Source organism: Saccharothrix xinjiangensis, assembly GCF_039527585.1.
In the GTDB taxonomy this organism is placed as follows: domain Bacteria; phylum Actinomycetota; class Actinomycetes; order Mycobacteriales; family Pseudonocardiaceae; genus Actinosynnema; species Actinosynnema xinjiangensis.
This window is the reverse complement of sequence record NZ_BAAAKE010000033.1, coordinates 1-17,184: the sequence shown is the minus strand read 5'-3', so window position 1 is coordinate 17,184 and position 17,184 is coordinate 1. Positions and strand designations below refer to the sequence as shown.

Here is a 17,184-nt window from a genome sequence, read left to right as displayed (position 1 = left end):
TCTGTCACAGGCCGGCGACACTTATCAGGAGGCACCGAGGTGCGCGTGCTGTTGGTCGAGGACGACGACCGGGTGGCGGAAGCGCTGGTCCCGGCGTTGACCCGGCGCGGGTTCAGCGTAGACCGCCAGGCGACCGGTCGGGGGACCCTCGACCGACTGACCGGGGTCGACGTCGTGCTGCTGGACCTGGGCCTGCCCGATGTGGACGGAGTCACCCTGTGCCGGCACATCCGGGCGGCCAGCGACGTGGCCATCATCGTCGTGTCGGCCCGCGGCGAGATCGACGACCGCATCCTGGGCCTGCACGCCGGCGCGGACGACTACCTGGTCAAGCCCTACGACGTGGGTGAACTGGTGGCCCGGGTGCACGCGGTGCGGCGGCGGCGCGGCGACCCGGTCGGCGCGGGCGGCACCGGCACCCAGGTGTTCGAGGCGGCCGACGTGCGGGTCGACCTGGGTCGGCACGAGGTCACCGTGGCGGGTGAACCCGTCACGCTGTCGCGCAAGGAGTTCCAGGTGTTGGCCCTGGTCGTGGCCGCGGGTGGCGCGGTGTGCACGCGGGAGCGCATCCTGGCGGAGGTGTGGGGACGCACCTGGGCGGGCGCCAACCGGACGCTGGACGTGCACGTGGCGACGCTGCGCACCAAGCTCGGGCGTCCGGCGTTGTTGGAGACGGTGCGCGGGGTCGGGTACCGGTTGAGCGGGGGCTGAGTGCGGTCGCGGCTGCTGGGGATCGTGTTGACACTGGTCGTGCTCGTGCTGCTGGGCATGGGCGTGCCGCTCGGGCGCGGCATCGCGCAGGCCGAGCAGCAGGAGATGTTCCTGGACCGGCTGACCGACACCACCCGGTTCGCGTCCGTGGCGCAGCGGCCGTTCATCGACGACCAGCCGGAGGTGCTGCTGGGCGAGCTGCTGCGCTACCAGGAGCTGTACGGCATCAGGGTGGCGCTGCTGGACCGGGACGGGCGGGTGGTGACGCAGTCCGGGTCGGTGGACCTGGCCCCGCCCGAGGTCGCGGACCTGGTCAACGGCGCGCTGGCCGGGCGGCAGCCCACCGCGCCCGAGCTGATCATGCCGTGGGACTCGACCGAGCTGGTGCTGGCCGAACCGGTGCTGGAGGCGGGCGAGGTGCGCGGGGCGGTGGTGACGTTCTCGCCGACCTGGAAGACCCGCGCCGAGGTGCTGGTGTGGTGGGGTGTGCTGCTCGCGGCCAGCCTGCTGGTGCTGGTCGCGGCGGTGTTCGCGGCGTTGCCGCTGGTCGGGTGGACGCTGCGGCCGGTGCGGCGGCTCGACGACGCGACCGGCTCGCTGCTGGCGGCGGTGGTGGCGGGGCAGCCGGTCGAGCCGGTCGGCTCCTCGTCCGGGCCGCCGGAGCTGCGGCAGCTGTCGCGGTCGTTCGACCAGATGGCGGCCAACGTCGGCGACGTGCTGGCCGCGCAGCGGGCGTTCGTGGCCGACGCCTCCCACCAGCTGCGCAACCCGCTGACCGCGTTGAAGCTGCGCCTGTCGAACCTGGAGGACCACGTGGTCGGCGAGGGCGTCGCGCACCAGGTCGCGGCGCTGGACGAGACCAACCGGCTCAACCGGATCCTGGACGAGCTGCTGTCCATGGCGCGGGCGGGCGCGTCGTCGGTGGACCCGGTGCCGGTGGACGTGGACCGGGTGGTGGCGGGGCGGCTGACGGCGTGGCAGCCGGCCGCGGCGGCGCGCGAGGTGCACCTGGTGCTCGACGGCGAGCCGGGCGGCACCGCGCTGGCGCCGCCCAGGGGCGTGGAGACGATCCTGGACGCGCTGCTGGACAACGCGCTGAAGTTCACCTCCGACGGCACGCTGGTGCACGTCGACGTGCGGCGGCGGGACGGCGTGGTGCGGCTGTCGGTGCGCGACGAGGGGCCGGGGCTGGACCCCGAGGAGCTGGAGCGGGCCACCGACCGGTTCTGGCGCAGCCCGGCGCACCAGAACGTGCAGGGCTCCGGGCTGGGGCTGGCGCTGGTGCGGCAGGTCGTGGAGCGCGTGGGCGGCTCGGTGCGGCTGGAGTCGCCGGAGGGGGCCGGGCTCACCGTGGCGGTCGAGTTCCCCGCCGTCGAGCCGAAGGCGTGATCAGACCTTGACGTCCCGGTAATAGCGCATCGCGCCGGGGTGCAGCGGGATCGGCGTGGTCTCGATCGCCGCGCGGACCTCGATCGACCGGGCCACCGGGCTCGCCGAGACCAGCGCCGACTGCGCCCGGAACAGGCCCTTGAGCAGGGCTTCCACCACGTCGTCCGGCACCGTGTCGTTGACCAGCAGGAAGTTGCGCACGACGAGGGTGACCACCGGTCCGCCGTCGAGCCGGTAGGCCGAGGCGGGCAGCGTGGCCGAGCCGTACACCGGGAAGTCGCGGCGCAGGTCGGGCAGCACGTCGCCCAGGTCGAGCATCCGCATCTCGACCGTGGTGGCCAGGTCGGTCACCGCGTCGGTCGGCACGCCGCCGGACCAGAAGAACGCGTCCAGCGTGCCGGCGCGGATGGCGTCGACGCTCTGCTGGAGGCTGAGGTACTCGACCTGGAGGCTGCCCGTCATGCCCGCCGAGTCGAGCAGCCGCTGCGCGATCACCCGCACGCCCGAGTCCGGCGCGCCGAGGCTCACCCGCAGGCCCGCCAGCTGGGAGACCTTGGTCACCGGCAGGGTGGCCCGCACCAGCAGTTGGAGGTAGTCGTCGTGCATCCGGGCCAGCGCGAACACCCGGTGCCCGGCGTCGCCCTGCTCCAGCTCCGCCGCGTCGGCCGCGGAGAAGCCCACCTGGGCCTCGTCGGCGCGCAGCAGCCGGAGGTTGTCCACCGAACCGGAGGTCTTCTCCACCTCGGGCCGCGGCACACCGGGGTCCCGGGTCCACGCCTCGGCCAGGGCCGTGCTCAGCTTGTGGTAGACCCCGCCCTCGTTGCCCGCGGCGATGGTCAACCGGACGTGCCCGAAGTCGTCGCCGCACCCGGTCAGCGCCGTGACGGCCAGGGCCAAGACCACCCCGACCGCGCACAACCGCCGCAGCGCTACCGACACCCGCGCATCGTCGCACGTCCACGCTCTACCCTGGGAGTCGACGGAAGGACTAGGTGCAGTGACCCGCAGTTACCAGATCCGCACGTTCGGTTGTCAGATGAACGTGCACGACTCCGAGCGCCTGGCAGGCATGCTGGAGGACGCGGGTTACGCACCCGCCGAGGGCGACGCCACGCCGGACGTGGTCGTCTTCAACACCTGCGCGGTCCGGGAGAACGCCGACAACAAGCTGTACGGCACGCTCGGCCACCTCGCGCCCGCGAAGTCCGCGAACCCGGACATGCAGATCGCGGTCGGCGGCTGCCTGGCGCAGAAGGACCAGGGCGAGATCGTCAAGCGCGCGCCGTGGGTGGACGTGGTGTTCGGCACGCACAACATCGGCTCGCTGCCGGTCCTGCTGGAGCGCGCCCGCCACAACCGCGAGGCCCAGGTCGAGATCCTCGACGCGCTGGAGACCTTCCCGTCGACGCTGCCCGCCCGCCGCGACTCGGCCTACTCGGGCTGGGTGTCGATCTCCGTGGGCTGCAACAACACGTGCACGTTCTGCATCGTCCCGTCGCTGCGCGGCAAGGAGCGCGACCGCAGGCCCGGCGAGGTGCTGGCGGAGGTCCGGGCGCTGGTCGACGAGGGCGTGCTGGAGGTCACCCTGCTCGGCCAGAACGTCAACTCCTACGGCGTCGAGTTCGGCGACCGGTACGCGTTCGGCAAGCTGCTGCGCGCCGCCGGCGCGGTCGAGGGGCTGGAGCGGGTCCGGTTCACCTCGCCGCACCCCAAGGACTTCACCTCCGACGTGATCGCGGCGATGGCCGAGACGCCCGCCGTGTGCCACCAGCTGCACATGCCGCTCCAGTCGGGCTCGGACCGCGTGCTCAAGGCGATGCGCCGGTCGTACCGGACCGCGAAGTACCTGTCCATCCTGGACGAGGTGCGCGCGGCCATGCCGGACGCGGCCATCACCACCGACATCATCGTCGGCTTCCCCGGTGAGACCGAGGAGGACTTCCAGGCCACTTTGGACGTCGTCCGGCGGGCCCGCTTCTCCTCCGCGTTCACCTTCCAGTACTCCAAGCGCCCCGGCACGCCGGCCGCCGACCTGCCGGACCAGCTGCCCAAGCACGTCGTGCAGGAGCGCTACGACCGCCTGGTGGCGCTGGTCAACGAGATCGCCCACGAGGAGAACCGCGCGCAGGTCGGCCGGCGGGTCGAGCTGCTGGTCGCCGCCGGCGAGGGCCGCAAGGACACCGAGACCAACCGGATGACCGGCCGCGCCCGCGACGGCCGCCTGGTCCACTTCACCCCGGGCGACGCCGCCGTGCGCCCCGGCGACGTGGTCGAGACGGTCATCACCTACGGCGCGCCGCACAACCTGATCGCCGACGGGCCGCTCCTGTCGCACCGGCGCACGAAGGCGGGTGACCGCTCGGAGGCGGGCCTGAAGCCGAAGACCCCCGGCGTGACCCTGGGCCTGCCGTCCTTCGGCAAGCCCGCCCCCCTGCCCGTGACCGTGAGCGGGTGCGCGACCTGATGAGCGACGAGCACGACGACCTGGCCGACCTGCGCGCGGAGATCGACGACGTGGGCCGCACCGCCGCCAAGCGCTTCGACCCCGGCTCGGGCGCCCTGACGATCTCGATCGCCTCCCTGGCGATCCTGGTCTCCCTGGTCCTGCCCTGGACCGAGGGCCGGCAGGGCTTCTCGATCCTCTTCACCGACGCCCAGGCGCTGCCCAAGTTCTTCTCCTGGGCGGCGGTCACCACCGGCGTCCTCCTGCCGGCCATCACCCTGGCCACCCGCCGCTGGACCCTGGCGTGGGTCTGCGCCCTGACCTCCTTCGCCGCGAGCGTGGCCGGCGTCCTCTCCATCTGGACCACCCAGACCACCACGGGCCACCACCCGGGCCCGGGCCCGGGCTTCGGCCTGGTCCTGGCCGTGATAGCCGTGATCACCCTCTTGATCAAGTGGCTGAAAATCGCCGCCTCCCGCCCACCCCTCCCCTAACCCCGCGCGAGTCGTACGTTCAGAACGCGCGAGTCGTACGTTCAGGACCACCGTGTCGAACGCTCAGGACCCCCGAGTTCAACATTCGCGCACCCCTCGGCCACGGCTCCGGGGTACCTGAACGTTGAACTCGGGGGTCCTGAACGTGCGACTCGCGATGTCTGAACGTACGACTCGCGATGTTTGTGGAGGACACGCGGGGTGGGGCGGGCCCGGGTGAGGGGACCGCCCCACCGGGGGTCAGCGGGAGGCCACGGCCTGTTCGGCGGCGGCCAGCCACTCGCGCCACTGCTGGGCCTGGGCCTCGGCCTGCTCCGCGCGGCGCTTGTCGCCCGACGAACGGGCCTTCTCGGCCTGCGCCTCGAACTGCTCCACCCGCTCGCGGAACTGGGCCACGCGGGCCTCGGCCTCCGGGTCGGACCGGCGCCACTGGGCGTCGACCGCGCCGCGGACCCTCTCCTCGATCGTGCGGAGCTTGCCCTCCAGCTCGCGGACCCGCTCGCGCGGCACCTTGCCGATCGCGTCCCACCGCTCCTGGATGCGGTACAGCTGCTGCCGGGCCGCCTCCAGGTCGTGCGACGGGTCGATGTGCTCGGCCTCCGCCAGCAGCTCCTCCTTCAGCTTCGCGTTGGCCGAGAACTCGGCGTCACGCTCGTTGAACGCCTCGGAGCGCCGGGCGAAGAACGCGTCCTGCGCGGCCCGGAACCGCTGCCACAACGCGTCGTCGGCCTCCTTGGGCGCACGCCCGGCGGCCTTCCACTCGACCATCAGGTCCTTGTACCGGCCCGCCGTGGGACCCCAGTCGTCGGACTCGACGAGCTTCTCCGCCTCGTCGACCAGCTCCTGCTTGCGGTTCTTGGCCACGCCGCGCTGCCGGTCCAGGTCGGCGAAGTGCGAGCCCCGCCGCCGGTTGAACGCGTCACGCGCCTTGGAGAACCGGCGCCACAGCTGCTCGTCGGTCTTGCGGTCGACGCCCCGGATGGTCTTCCACTCGTCCAGGATGGTCCGCAGCCGGTCGCCGGCCGACTTCCACTGCGTCGACTCGTTCGCCAGGACCTCGGCCTCCTCCACCAGCGCCTGCTTGCGCGCGGCGGCGGCGGCCCTGGCCTCGTCCTTGGCGATCTTCGCCGCCTCCAGGCCCTGCTCGGCCAGCGTCAGCACGTGCTCGACGCGCGCGGCCAGCGCCGCGAGGTCGCCGACCACGGCCGCCTCGGCCAGGCCCTCCTGGACGTGCTTCGCGCTGGTCATCGCGTGCTTGGGGTCACCGGCACCGGACGTCAGGCGGGTGACCAGCAGCTCCACCTCGGTGCGGATGTCGTCGAACCTGCGCGCGAAGTGCGCCAGCCCCTCGACGGGCTCGCCCGCCTGCCAGGACCCGACGACGCGCTCGCCGTCGGCCGTCTTGACGTAGACGGTGCCGTCCTCGTCCACGCGCCCCCAGCGGTCAGGGTGGTCCGACGCCACGGGGACCGGGGGTGGCACGGCGACCGGCGCCGATGCCACCTGGGTCTCCTCGACCACCGCCCCCGCCCCACTGTCGCCAGTGGTTCCCGGTGTCGTCTCGTGCTCCGTCATCGCCGGCTTCCTCCTCGCCTGCCCACTTCGTGGTGCCCGTGCCGACCACGGGCGCCCCGCCGATGGCGGGGCCCAGCACCCGGGCGCCGCTCGACCCGCTCAAGGGTCGCCGGTACCTCGCGCGCATTCAAACAGGTCAAGGCTCGCATCGGTACCGGTGGTGGCCGATGAGTAGCGTGGGTTGCCATGTTCTCGCGTCTAGCGGTCGTGCCGCACCCCCCGCTGCTGGTGCCCGAGCTGGTGTCGGGAGCGGCCCCGGACACCGATCCGGTCCGCGCCGAGTGCCTGGCCGCCGCGCGCGAGCTGGTCGCGCGCGCGACCGACTGGGTGGCCGTCGGCGTCGACCCGTCCGGCCCGCGCACCCTCGACGACGTGACCGGCACGTTCGCCGGTTACGGGGTGGACGTGCCGGTGTCCCTGGCCGAGGGCGCCACGGCCGAGGACCCCGACCTGCCGCTGCCCGCCCTGGTCGCGGGCTGGTTGCGGCAGCGGGTCGGCGCGCGGCGGGTGCGCGTGCACCTCGTGCCGCCGGACCTGCCGCCCGCCGAGTGCGCCGCGCTGGGCGGGCGGCTGTCCGACGAGGCGCGGGCCGGCGAGGCGCTGCTCGTGCTGGGCGACGGCTCCCACCGGCACGGCGAGCTGGCCGTGGGCAGGCCCGACGAGCGGGCGGGCGCGTTCGACGGGGACGTGAGCCGGGCGCTGGCCGCCGCGGACGTGGGCGCGCTGCGCGCGCTCGACCCCGGCCTGGCCGCCGAGCTGGGCGCGGACGGGCGGGCCGCGTGGCAGGTGGCGGCGGGCGCGCCGGGCGAGTGGCGGTGCACGCGGTCGGCGTTCCTGGCGCCCTTCGGCGTCGGCTACCACTGCGCCGTCTGGGAGGCTTGAGCCCGTGAACACCCCCGTTGCCGTCGTCGGGCCCACCGCGACGGGCAAGTCCGACCTGGCCGTGCGGCTCGCCCTCGAACTCGGCGGCGAGGTCGTCAACGCCGACGCGATGCAGCTGTACCGGGGCATGGACGTCGGCACCGCCAAGATGACCGTCGAGGAGCGGCGGGGCGTGCCGCACCACCTGCTCGACGTGCTGGACGTGACCGAGACCGCCTCCGTGGCCGCCTACCAGCGGGAGGCGCGCGCGGCCGTGGAGGAGGTGCTGGCCGGCGGCCGCACGCCGATCCTGGTCGGCGGCTCCGGCCTGTACGTGCAGGCCGTGCTGGACGACCTGCGCTTCCCCGGCACCGACGAGCGCGTCCGGACCCAGCTGGAGCAGGAGCTGGCGGTGTTCGGCGCGGAGGTCCTGCACGGGCGGCTGGCGCAGCTGGACCCGGCCGCGGCGCTGGCGATCCTGCCCAGCAACGGCAGGCGGGTGGTGCGGGCGCTGGAGGTCATCGAGCTGACCGGCGAGCCGTTCTCGGCGACCCTGCCCAAGCCCGGCCCGGCCCGCTACGGCGCGGTGCTGGTCGGCCTGGACCGGGAGGTGGCCGAGCTGGACGAGCGGGTCGACGCCCGGGTCGAGCGGATGTTCGCGGCGGGCCTGGTGGAGGAGGTCCGCGAGCTGGCCGGGCGCGGCCTGCGCGAGGGCCGCACGGCGTCGCGCGCGCTGGGCTACCAGCAGGTCCTGGCCGCGCTGGACGGCGAGCACCCGGTGGCGGACGCGGCGGCGCTGACCGCGCAGGGCACCCGGCGGTTCGTGCGCAGGCAGCGGTCGTGGTTCCGCCGCGACCGGCGGGTCACCTGGTTCGACGCGGGCTCGCCCACCCTGGCCGAGGACGTGCTCGACCTGGTCGCCGCGTAACCTGGTGGCCGTGGGGATCGAGTTCCTGAAGGGCCACGGCACCGAGAACGACTTCGTCGTGCTGCCCGACCCGGACGGCGTGCTGGACCTGACCGGGGAGCGGGTGCGGGCGCTGTGCGACCGGCGGCGCGGCCTGGGCGCGGACGGCGTGCTGCGGGTCGTGCGCCCCGACTTCGGCCCCTGGTTCATGGACTACCGCAACGCCGACGGCTCGATCGCGGAGATGTGCGGCAACGGCGTGCGCGTGTTCGCCCACTACCTGGTCCACGCCGGGCTGGAGGCCGAGGGCGGTTTCGTGGTCGGCACGCGGGCGGGCGAGCGCCCGGTCCTGGCCCACCCCGACGGCTCGGTCACGGTCGACATGGGCCCCGTCGCGGTCACCGGCGCGGGCACGGCGACCGTGGCGGGCAGCGCGTTCGACGGGGTCGCGGTGGACGTCGGCAACCCCCACCTGGCGTGCGTGACGGACGTGCCGGTGGCCGGGCTGGACCTGGAGGAGCCGCCCGGTCACGACGCGGCGCTGTTCCCGCACGGGGTGAACGTCGAGTTCGTCAACGTCCTGGGCGACGGCGCCCTGCGGATGCGCGTGCACGAGCGCGGGGTCGGCGAGACCCGCTCGTGCGGCACGGGCACGGTGGCGGCGGTGGCGGCGTGGCTCCACGGCGAGGGCCGGCGCACCGGCGAGGCCACCGTGGACGTCCTCGGCGGTCGGGTGACCGTCGTGGTCGAGGAGGAGACGGCCACGCTGACCGGCCCGGCCGTGCTGGTCGCGCGCGGCGAGCTGGACCAGGCCTGGTGGGACTCGCTGTAGCGCCCTAGAGGTCGAGCACCTCCAGCTTGCCCAGCCGCTCGCCCGCCACCACGTCGGGCTGCGACGTGGGCGCGGTGCAGCAGACCAGGCTGCCGTCGACCACGGCCACGGCGAAGCACGTCTGACTGGTTTCCACCTTCCGGGTGACGTGCCCGCCCTCCTCGACCAGGAACGCGAACGGCTGGAGCGCGGGGGCCACCCACACGCCGCCACCGGGGTCCAGCGCGATGCCGTCCGGGGCGACGAGGTGCTCGCGCAGCTCCGCCCACACCCGCCGGCCCGACAGCGAGCCGTCCTCGGCCACGTCGAAGCGGGTCAGCCGGAACGCCAGGGTCTCCGCGACGAGCAGCCCGCCCGGCTCACCACCCCGGCCGGGCAGCAGCACCGTGCCGTTGGGGAACTTGAGGTCCTCGGCGGCCACGGCGACCGTGCCGTCCGGCTCCACCAGCGCCAACGCCGCGCCGGGCGCGACCCAGGCGGGGTCGAGCAGGGGCGCCTCGCCGTCGGCCGCGATGGCGGCGTGCAGGTCGAAGCCGAAGTTGCCGACGTAGGCGCGGCCGTGCGGGTCGACCAGCATGTCGTTGGCGTGGAAGGTGGCGACGCCGCCCAGGTCGGCGTGCTCGACGAGCCCGTCGTCCTCCAGGCGCAGCACCCGGCGGTCGGTCATCGACACCACGAGCAGCCTGCCGTCCGGCAGCCAGCCCAGCCCGGACGGCTGACCGGGCACGGCGCAGACGGCGTCGTCCTCGCCCGTGCCGAGGTCGAGGGCGTGCACCTCGTGGTCGTAGAAGTCGGAGTAGAACAGCCTGCCGTCCGGTCCCCGGCGCGGCCCCTCGCCGAACCGGAGGCCGTCGCGCAGGATCGCTGTGTCAGCCACGGTTGCCGACCGTAGTGGCGTCCGGCACGTCCCGCACCCGCCGCAGCGGTGACAGCACCAGCCACAGCACCGACGCCACCATGCCCGCCGAGGCGACCCACAGCGTGCCGCGCACCCCGACCCACTCGGCCAGCGCGCCCCCGGCCAGCGCGCCGACCGGCATGGCGCCCCACCCGAGGAACCGGACGCCCGCGGTGACCCGGCCGAGCAGCCGGTCCGGCGACAGCGCCTGGCGCAGGCTGACCTGCGTGACGTTGTAGAGCACCACCCCGGCCGAGGTGACGGCGGTGCCGAGGGCGAACAGCGCGAGCCGCCAGTCCGGCTGGGTCAGCGGGACGAGGAACCACGCGGGCTGCGTGCACACCCCCGACAACCACATCAGCCGCACCTGTCCCACGCGCATCAGGCGTCCCGCGAACAGTCCCGCCACCGCGCCACCCACGCTGCCCGCGCCCAGCAGCGCGCTCGCCACGGCGAACGGCAGGTCCAGCTCGCGGAGCAGGAACAGGGCGTTCACCGCGCCCCACATGGCGTTGGTCAGGTTGAACGAGGCCGTGCACAGCACCACGGGTCGCAACAGCGGGTGCCCGAACAGGAACCGCAGCCCCTCCACCATCTCCGCCCGCAGCGCCCTCCGGCGCGGCTCCACGGGCCGTTCGACCGCGCGCACGCCCAGCAGCAGACCCGCGGAGACCAGGTATGACGCGCAGACGGCGAGCACGGCGTTCGCGCTGCCCAGCAGCTGCGCGAGCGGACCGCCCACCGGTCGACCGACCAGCCGCACGGTGTACTGCACCGCCATCAGCCGGCTGTTCGCCCCGGTCAGCCGACCGCGGTCGACCAGGGCCGGCAGGTACGCCTGGGACGCGACCTCGAAGAACACCGTGAGCACGCCCGCCAGCAGCGCGGCGAGCACCAGGTGGGTGAAGGTCAGGCCACCGAGCCACCCGGCGACCGGCACGGTGGCCAGCACCAGGGCGCGCCCGGTGGTGCTCCAGGCCAGCAGGGGCCGCTTGCGCAGCCGGTCGACGTACACGCCCGCGGGCAGGCCGATGAGCAGGAACGCGGCCGTGCCCGCCGCGTTCAGCAGCCCCACCTGGAACTCCGCGGCCCCCAGCGCCTCGATCGCCACCGCGGGCAGCACGAACGCGGAGACCGACGTGCCGAACTGGTTGACCGCGTCGCTGCCCCAGAACAACCGGAAGTCACGTGACGGCGACATCCTCCCGCTCCTCCCCTTCCGATCGCGTGCGCAGCGGCGAGAAGACCACCCACAGCGGCGCCAGCGCCTGGCCCACCACCGCCACCCACAGCGTCGGCGTGACGCCGATGCCCTCTCCCAGGGCGCCGCCGACCAGGCCGCCCAGCGGCAGCGCGCCCCACACCACGAACCGGATGCTGGCGTTCATCCGGCCGAGCAGGCGGTCGGGGCAGATCGACTGCCGGTAGCTGACCTGCGCGATGTTGTAGACGATCACGCCGTAGGCCACGACCGCCTCGCCGACGACGAGCGGCGCGAGCCGCCAGTCGGGCCCGCCCAGCGGGATGAGCAGCCCGAACGGCATGGTGACCAGCGCGGACAGCCAGATGGCGGTGGTCTGGCCGAACCGCCTGTTCCACCGGTTGGTGGTCAGCGCGCCCAGCACGCCGCCGATGCCCGCGGCGCTGAACACCGCGCCGACGACGCCTTCGGACAGGCCCAGCTCGCGCACCATGAACAGCACGAGGACGGCCGTCATGATGCCGCCGAAGAAGTTGGCCGTGCCCGTGCAGCCGACGATGGCGCGCAGCGAGCGGTGCCCGAACACGAACCGCAGGCCCTCGGCGATCTCGCGCTTGAGGCCGGGCTGCTCCGGGGTCCTCGGTGGCGGCTCGGGCGTGCGGATGCGCAGCAGGAACAGCGCCGACACCAGGTAGCCCAGGCCGGTGGCCAGCACGCCGTTGGCCGCGCCGAGCCCCTGCGCCACGCCGCCCGCCACCGCCGGTCCCGACACCTGGGCGACGGCCCGGCTGGCCTCCAGCTTCGAGTTGCCCTCGACCAGCTGGTCCCGGCCGACGAGCGTCGGCAGGTACGACTGGTAGGCGATGTCGAACATGACCGTGGCCGCGCCGACCAGCAGCGCCACCACGACGAGCTGGGTCAGCGTGAGGACGCCGAGCCACCACGCCACGGGCACCGACAGCATCAGCGCGGCGCGGGCGAAGTCGGCCACGAGCATCACCGGGCGCCTGCTCAGCCGGTCCACCCACACCCCCGCGGGCAGCCCGATCAGCAGGAACGCCGCCGAGGCCGCCGCGGAGAGCACGCCCATCTCGAACGGCGTCGCGGCCAGCGCGCCCACCGCGAGCAGGGGCAGGACGGTGCGGCCGACCGTCGCGCCGAACTGGCTGGTGGTGTCGCCCGCCCACAGCAGGCGGAAGTCTCGGTGGGACCACAGGGACATGCCGGGAGTCTCCCGAGAGTGATTGGAAACTGTCAATCACTTTGTCCCGGGCGGCCTATCCTGGGCCGGTGCCCCGACGCCTCGCCACAGCCGCGGAGATCGCCGCGCTCTCCTCGGACGTGCGGCTGCGCATCATCCGGCTCGCCCACGACACGCCGCTGACCAACAAGGAGATCGCCGAACGGCTGGGCAAGGACCCCGCGACCACCCTCCACCACGTGCGCAAACTCGTCGCCACGGGTTTCCTGGAGGCCCAGCCGGAGCGGACCGGCAAGCGCGGCGCGCGCGAGATCCCGTACCTGTCGACGGGCCTGTCCTGGCAGCTGACCTGGAAGGACCGCCCGCCGGCCGCCAAGGAGGCCGTGCTCCGGGCGTTCCTCGGCGAGGTCTCGGACGTGGGCGTGGACGCCCTGCGCCAGATCAGGCTGGTCGTGCGCACCGACCCCGGGGAACTAAAACGGCGCCTCCAAGCGTTGTTCGATGAGCTGGCGCAAGAGCCGGCCGAACCCGACCACGAGCGGGTGGCGATCTACCTGGCGATGTACCCGGGGGATTAACCACTCGGTTCGAGCGGGGTCGCCGTGGGACGATGAAGGGCAAATGACGGAAAACACGTACCGAACCAACGACTGGCTCGACCAAGACGACGAGCTGTCCACCGGCGAACTGGCTCTCGAAGAGCGCGCCGCACTGCGCCGAGTCGCCGGGCTGTCCACCGAACTCGAGGACGTCACCGAGGTCGAGTACCGCCGGCTGAGGCTGGAGCGGGTCGTGCTGGTCGGCGTGTGGACCGAGGGCACGGCGGCCGACTCCGAGGCCTCCCTGACCGAGCTGGCGCTGCTCGCCGAGACCGCGGGCTCCGAGGTGCTCGAAGGCCTCGTCCAGCGCCGCGACCGGCCCGACCCGGCGACCTACATCGGCTCCGGCAAGGTGTCCGAGCTGCGCGACGTGGTGATCTCGACCGGCGCGGACACCGTGATCTGCGACGGCGAGCTCTCCCCCGGCCAGCTGCGGCAGCTGGAGGAGAAGCTCAAGGTCAAGGTCATCGACCGCACCGCGCTGATCCTGGACATCTTCGCCCAGCACGCCTCCACCAAGGAGGGCAAGGCGCAGGTCGAGATGGCCCAGCTCCAGTACCTGCTGCCGCGCCTGCGCGGGTGGGGCGAGTCGCTGTCCCGGCAGGCCGGTGGCCGCGCCGGCGGCGGCAACGGCGGCGTGGGCCTGCGCGGTCCCGGTGAGACCAAGCTGGAGACCGACCGCAGGCGCATCCGCGCGCGCATCGCCAAGCTGCGCCGCGAGATCGCCGCGATGAGCGTCATCCGGGAGACCAAGCGGCACCGCCGCGTCGCCAACTCCGTGCCGAACGTGGCCATCGCGGGTTACACGAACGCGGGCAAGTCCAGCCTGCTCAACGCGCTGACCGGCGCGGGCGTGCTGGTGCAGGACGCCCTGTTCGCGACCCTCGACCCGACCACGAGGCGCACCGAGACGCCCGAGGGCCTGCCCTACACGCTGACCGACACCGTCGGCTTCGTGCGGCACCTGCCGCACCAGCTGGTGGAGGCGTTCCGGTCGACGCTGGAGGAGGTCGCCGACGCGGACCTGCTGGTCCACGTGGTCGACGGGTCCGACGCGATGCCGGAGAAGCAGGTCACGGCGGTGCGCGAGGTGATCGGCGAGATCTCGTCGCGGCGCGACGACCCGATGCCGCTGGAGCTGCTCGTGGTCAACAAGATCGACTCGGTGGGCGAGCTGGGCCTGGCCCGGCTGCGGCACCTGTTCCCGACCGCGGTGTTCGTCTCCGCGCACACCGGTGAGGGCATCACCGAGCTGCGCGAGCGCATCGCGACCCTGACGCCGCGGCCGGAGGTCGTGGTGGAGGCGATGGTGCCGTACGCGCGGGGCGAACTGGTCGCGCGCGTGCACCGGGAGGGCGAGGTGCTCAAGGAGCGGCACACCGAGGAGGGCACGGAGCTGTCCGCTCGCGTCCGGCCCGACCTGGCGGGCGCGCTGGAGCAGTTCGCCGTGGACGGAAGCCGCGCCTGAGCCGGTGCGCGCTCTCCTCGTAGTGCTCGGCCTGCTGGTGGCGGGGGCCGGTTCCGCGGTGGCGGAGCCGGCCCCCGCCCCCCTGTGCGCGGTGACCGACGAGCGGCTGTCGGAGCTGTCCGGGCTCGCCGCGCGCGGTGGCGAGCTGTTCGCGGTGAACGACAGCGACAACGGCGGGTTGGCCGTGCAGGTGGTGGACCGGAATTGCGCGATCACCCGGACGATCACCACGTCGATCAACCCGTTCGACGTCGAGGACCTCGCTCTCGCACCTGACGGAACCCTGTGGGCGGCGGACACCGGGGACAACGGCAAGAAGCGGGAAACCGTGGCATTGCACGCGGTTTCCCCGAACGGCTCGGCCCGTTTGTACCGCCTCACGTATCCTGACGGAAAGCACGACGCCGAGGCGTTGTTGTTGGACGGCTCGGGAATTCCGCACATCGTCACCAAGGAAACGATCGGCTCGGCGTTGGTGTACCGGCCGGTCTCGGGGTTGTCCGAGGGCGCGCCGACCCCGCTGGAGCAGGTGGCGCGGGTGTCGATCAGCGGGACGGAGACGCCCGGCGGGCCGCTGGCCAACCCGGTGGTGACGCGCCTGGTCACGGGCGGCGCGATGAGCCCGGACGGCGCGGTGGCCGCGCTGCGCACCTACACCGACGCGTACCTGTTCCCGGTGCCGGACAGCGACCTGGCGAAGGCGCTGGAGGGCGACCCGGTGCGGGTGCCGCTGCCGGACGAGCCGCAGGGCGAGGCCATCGCGTTCGACGCGGACGGCGCGCTGCTGTCGGCCTCGGAGTTCGGCGAAGCGGGGGTGTCGTCGCAGGTGCGCCGGGTGGAGGGCGCCGTGGCACTGGCCGTGCCGCCCGCCCCGACGACCTCGACCGACCCACCCGCCCAGGACCCGGCTGCTCAGGACCCTGCCGCCTCCGCCGCTCCCCCGACGTCGTCGGAGCCCACCTCGCCGTGGCTGGTGGCGGGCGGCGGCGCGGTGGCGTTGGTGCTGGTGGGCGCCTTCGTGCGCCGCTCACGCCGCAAGGCCTGACCCACCTGCGGGAAGGTCCCGGACTGCGGTTGCCGTCCGGGACCTGTCGTCACTCACCTGCCGTCGTGCACCTGCCGTCGCTCAGAGGCGGCGCAGCACCGCGACGACCTTGCCCAGGATCGACGCCTCGTCGCCCAGGATCGGCTGGTAGGCGGGGTTGTGCGGCATCAGCCACACGTGCCCGTCCTCCTTGCGCTTGAACGTCTTCACCGTGGCCTCGCCGTCGATCATGGCGGCCACCACGTCGCCGTTGTCGGCGGTGGGCTGCTGGCGGACCACGACCCAGTCACCGTCGGTGATGGCGGCGTCCACCATCGAGTCACCCACGACCTTGAGCAGGAACACCTCGCCCTCGCCGACGAGGTCGCGCGGCAGCGGGAACACGTCCTCGATGGCCTCCTCCGCCAGGATCGGCCCACCGGCGGCGATGCGACCCAGCATGGGCACGTACGCGGGGGTGGGCTTGGAGGCCGGCGCCAGGCCGGTCACGATCTCGGTCGGCAGCACGCCCACCGCGCGGGGGCGGTTCGGGTCCCGCCGCAGGAAGCCCTTCTTCTCCAGCGCGCGCAGCTGGTGGGCGACCGAGGACGTGCTGGTCAGGCCGACCGCCTCGCCGATCTCGCGCACGCTCGGGGGGTAGCCGAACCGGTCCAGCCAGTCGCGGATCACGTCGAGCACCTTGCGCTGGCGGAGGGTGAGCCCCGCGTTGCCCGCGATGTCCGCCTGACCGGGCGGGGAGGGCACCTCCGCGGCGAGGCCCAGGTCGTCGTTGGTCTTGCGTGCCACGGTGCTTTCCCTCCTCACCGGCTCCGATTCCCAGGCCGGCTCTGCGTCGATCTTCGGATGTGGACGGTAGTCGGGTTGCGCGCCCAGATCAAACACCTGTTCGAAGTAAGTATCGGCGTGTCGTGGCGATTATGCGGCACTTAGTGGTAGACATTCGCACGGACGTTCGATCGAACACAGGTTCGATCATGATCGGATGACCTGCGTTGGAGGGCATGATGGCGGTGGTCATTGGCACCCGGAACAGCTTCGAACTCGTGGACGGGGCCGGTGTCGAGGACGTCGCCCTCGGCACGGGGCTGCGACCGGGACCACGCGTGCTGCGCCGGTTCGCCGTGCCGGACCGGGACCGCCGCCCGTCCACCCGCCGCACGCCCCCGCCACCCCGCGCGCCCTCATCCCCCCGCACGCCCCAGTCGCTCCGCGACACCCCGCCGGACGCGGCGACGTGCCGGGTGCGCCCCGAACGCCACCCCGCCGTCCAGTTCACCCTCTGCGCCCTGGCCACCGCCGCCCTGGCCGCCGCCCTCACCTTCGGCTACCTCTACGCCTCAGGCGCCACCACCGTCCCCGAGCGCACGGCCGTCGTGCACGTCCAGGTCGGCGAAACCCTGCACGACCTGGCCGAGCGAAGCGCCCCCACCAGCGACCCGGACGCCGTGGCCGCCCGCATCCGCACCCTGAACAACCTCACCACCGACGACCTGACCCCGGGCCAACCTCTAACCGTCCCCACCAGCCACCTCCCCTAACCCCTCCCCTCCCTCCCCACGC

At 73.4% G+C, this 17,184-nt stretch carries 17 protein-coding genes; 11 read left to right on the top strand and 6 right to left on the bottom strand.

Annotated elements, in window-relative coordinates; genetic code table 11:
• Positions 1-39: 39 nt before the first annotated feature.
• Both ABD223_RS38230 and ABD223_RS38225 read left to right on the top strand, forming a co-directional pair.
• On the top strand, positions 40-711 hold the full coding sequence (locus ABD223_RS38230; RefSeq protein ID WP_344042236.1) for a response regulator transcription factor: 672 nt from the start codon (positions 40-42) through the stop codon (positions 709-711).
• Positions 712-2,100 (top strand): sensor histidine kinase, encoded by a 1,389-nt coding sequence (locus tag ABD223_RS38225; RefSeq protein WP_344042234.1) that lies wholly within the window; start codon positions 712-714, stop codon positions 2,098-2,100.
• Here ABD223_RS38225 and ABD223_RS38220 read toward each other — a convergent pair whose 3' ends face one another.
• The gene (locus tag ABD223_RS38220; protein ID WP_344042232.1) at positions 2,101-3,039 is read right to left on the bottom strand and encodes a TAXI family TRAP transporter solute-binding subunit; all 939 of its coding nucleotides are present in this window, start codon (positions 3,037-3,039) and stop codon (positions 2,101-2,103) included.
• A gap of 58 nt (positions 3,040-3,097) precedes the next feature.
• Between ABD223_RS38220 and miaB the strand changes: the two genes are divergently transcribed.
• A complete protein-coding gene (gene miaB / locus ABD223_RS38215) occupies positions 3,098-4,564 on the top strand; it encodes a tRNA (N6-isopentenyl adenosine(37)-C2)-methylthiotransferase MiaB (RefSeq protein WP_344042228.1) in 1,467 nt (488 codons plus the stop codon).
• Positions 4,552-5,037 (top strand): Rv2732c family membrane protein, encoded by a 486-nt coding sequence (locus tag ABD223_RS38210; RefSeq protein WP_344042225.1) that lies wholly within the window; start codon positions 4,552-4,554, stop codon positions 5,035-5,037. The genes miaB and ABD223_RS38210 overlap by 13 nt, the downstream gene beginning before the upstream one ends.
• Before the next feature lie 240 nt (positions 5,038-5,277).
• Here ABD223_RS38210 and ABD223_RS38205 read toward each other — a convergent pair whose 3' ends face one another.
• Entirely contained in the window at positions 5,278-6,612 is a 1,335-nt protein-coding gene (locus tag ABD223_RS38205) for a DUF349 domain-containing protein (protein WP_344042223.1), read from the bottom strand.
• 186 nt (positions 6,613-6,798) lie between these two features.
• Between ABD223_RS38205 and ABD223_RS38200 the strand changes: the two genes are divergently transcribed.
• From ABD223_RS38200 to dapF, 3 genes are read left to right on the top strand one after another with little or no spacing between them, the layout of a single operon-like run.
• Positions 6,799-7,494: a class III extradiol dioxygenase subunit B-like domain-containing protein gene (locus ABD223_RS38200; RefSeq protein ID WP_344042221.1), complete on the top strand. Its 696-nt coding sequence runs from the start codon at positions 6,799-6,801 to the stop codon at positions 7,492-7,494.
• Between the two features lie 4 nt (positions 7,495-7,498).
• On the top strand, positions 7,499-8,401 hold the full coding sequence (gene miaA, locus ABD223_RS38195) for a tRNA (adenosine(37)-N6)-dimethylallyltransferase MiaA (RefSeq protein WP_344042219.1): 903 nt from the start codon (positions 7,499-7,501) through the stop codon (positions 8,399-8,401).
• 10 nt (positions 8,402-8,411) lie between these two features.
• Positions 8,412-9,212, top strand: a complete 801-nt coding sequence (gene dapF / locus ABD223_RS38190; RefSeq protein WP_344042217.1) for a diaminopimelate epimerase — start codon at positions 8,412-8,414, stop codon at positions 9,210-9,212.
• Positions 9,213-9,216: 4 nt separating this feature from the next.
• On the opposite strand, the gene ABD223_RS38185 is transcribed toward dapF, so the two are convergent.
• The 3 genes from ABD223_RS38185 to ABD223_RS38175 are packed head-to-tail and all read right to left on the bottom strand — an operon-like array spanning position 9,217 to position 12,533.
• Positions 9,217-10,089, bottom strand: a complete 873-nt coding sequence (locus ABD223_RS38185; RefSeq protein WP_344042215.1) for an SMP-30/gluconolactonase/LRE family protein — start codon at positions 10,087-10,089, stop codon at positions 9,217-9,219.
• Positions 10,082-11,311, bottom strand: a complete 1,230-nt coding sequence (locus ABD223_RS38180; protein ID WP_344042213.1) for an MFS transporter — start codon at positions 11,309-11,311, stop codon at positions 10,082-10,084. Before ABD223_RS38180 ends, ABD223_RS38185 begins: the two co-directional genes overlap by 8 nt.
• Positions 11,295-12,533 carry an MFS transporter gene (locus tag ABD223_RS38175; protein WP_344042211.1) on the bottom strand — a complete coding sequence of 413 codons (1,239 nt, stop codon included), beginning with the start codon at positions 12,531-12,533 and terminating at the stop codon, positions 11,295-11,297. The genes ABD223_RS38180 and ABD223_RS38175 overlap by 17 nt, the downstream gene beginning before the upstream one ends.
• A gap of 68 nt (positions 12,534-12,601) precedes the next feature.
• Between ABD223_RS38175 and ABD223_RS38170 the strand changes: the two genes are divergently transcribed.
• The 3 genes from ABD223_RS38170 to ABD223_RS38160 are packed head-to-tail and all read left to right on the top strand — an operon-like array spanning position 12,602 to position 15,624.
• On the top strand, positions 12,602-13,090 hold the full coding sequence (locus tag ABD223_RS38170) for an ArsR/SmtB family transcription factor (protein WP_344042209.1): 489 nt from the start codon (positions 12,602-12,604) through the stop codon (positions 13,088-13,090).
• A 43-nt stretch (positions 13,091-13,133) separates the two neighbouring features.
• Positions 13,134-14,579: a GTPase HflX gene (gene hflX / locus ABD223_RS38165; protein ID WP_344042207.1), complete on the top strand. Its 1,446-nt coding sequence runs from the start codon at positions 13,134-13,136 to the stop codon at positions 14,577-14,579.
• 4 nt (positions 14,580-14,583) lie between these two features.
• The gene (locus tag ABD223_RS38160) at positions 14,584-15,624 is read left to right on the top strand and encodes a hypothetical protein (RefSeq protein ID WP_344042205.1); all 1,041 of its coding nucleotides are present in this window, start codon (positions 14,584-14,586) and stop codon (positions 15,622-15,624) included.
• A gap of 81 nt (positions 15,625-15,705) precedes the next feature.
• Here ABD223_RS38160 and lexA read toward each other — a convergent pair whose 3' ends face one another.
• Entirely contained in the window at positions 15,706-16,410 is a 705-nt protein-coding gene (lexA, locus tag ABD223_RS38155; RefSeq protein ID WP_380645620.1) for a transcriptional repressor LexA, read from the bottom strand.
• 218 nt (positions 16,411-16,628) lie between these two features.
• Here lexA and ABD223_RS38150 point away from each other — a divergent pair, with 218 nt between their 5' ends.
• Positions 16,629-17,162, top strand: coding sequence for a LysM peptidoglycan-binding domain-containing protein (locus tag ABD223_RS38150; protein WP_344042203.1), 534 nt, complete (start codon positions 16,629-16,631; stop codon positions 17,160-17,162).
• Positions 17,163-17,184 lie beyond the last annotated feature (22 nt).

What these genes read in the sequence shown, in the direction of transcription:
- ABD223_RS38175 (WP_344042211.1), bottom strand. Translation starts at nt 12,533, where the DNA reads ATGTCCCTGTGGTCCCACCGAGACTTCCGCCTGCTGTGGGCGGGCGAC.
- ABD223_RS38150 (WP_344042203.1), top strand. Translation starts at nt 16,629, where the DNA reads ATGGCGGTGGTCATTGGCACCCGGAACAGCTTCGAACTCGTGGACGGG.
- hflX (WP_344042207.1), top strand. Translation starts at nt 13,134, where the DNA reads ATGACGGAAAACACGTACCGAACCAACGACTGGCTCGACCAAGACGAC.
- ABD223_RS38205 (WP_344042223.1), bottom strand. Translation starts at nt 6,612, where the DNA reads ATGACGGAGCACGAGACGACACCGGGAACCACTGGCGACAGTGGGGCG.
- ABD223_RS38200 (WP_344042221.1), top strand. Translation starts at nt 6,799, where the DNA reads ATGTTCTCGCGTCTAGCGGTCGTGCCGCACCCCCCGCTGCTGGTGCCC.
- ABD223_RS38180 (WP_344042213.1), bottom strand. Translation starts at nt 11,311, where the DNA reads ATGTCGCCGTCACGTGACTTCCGGTTGTTCTGGGGCAGCGACGCGGTC.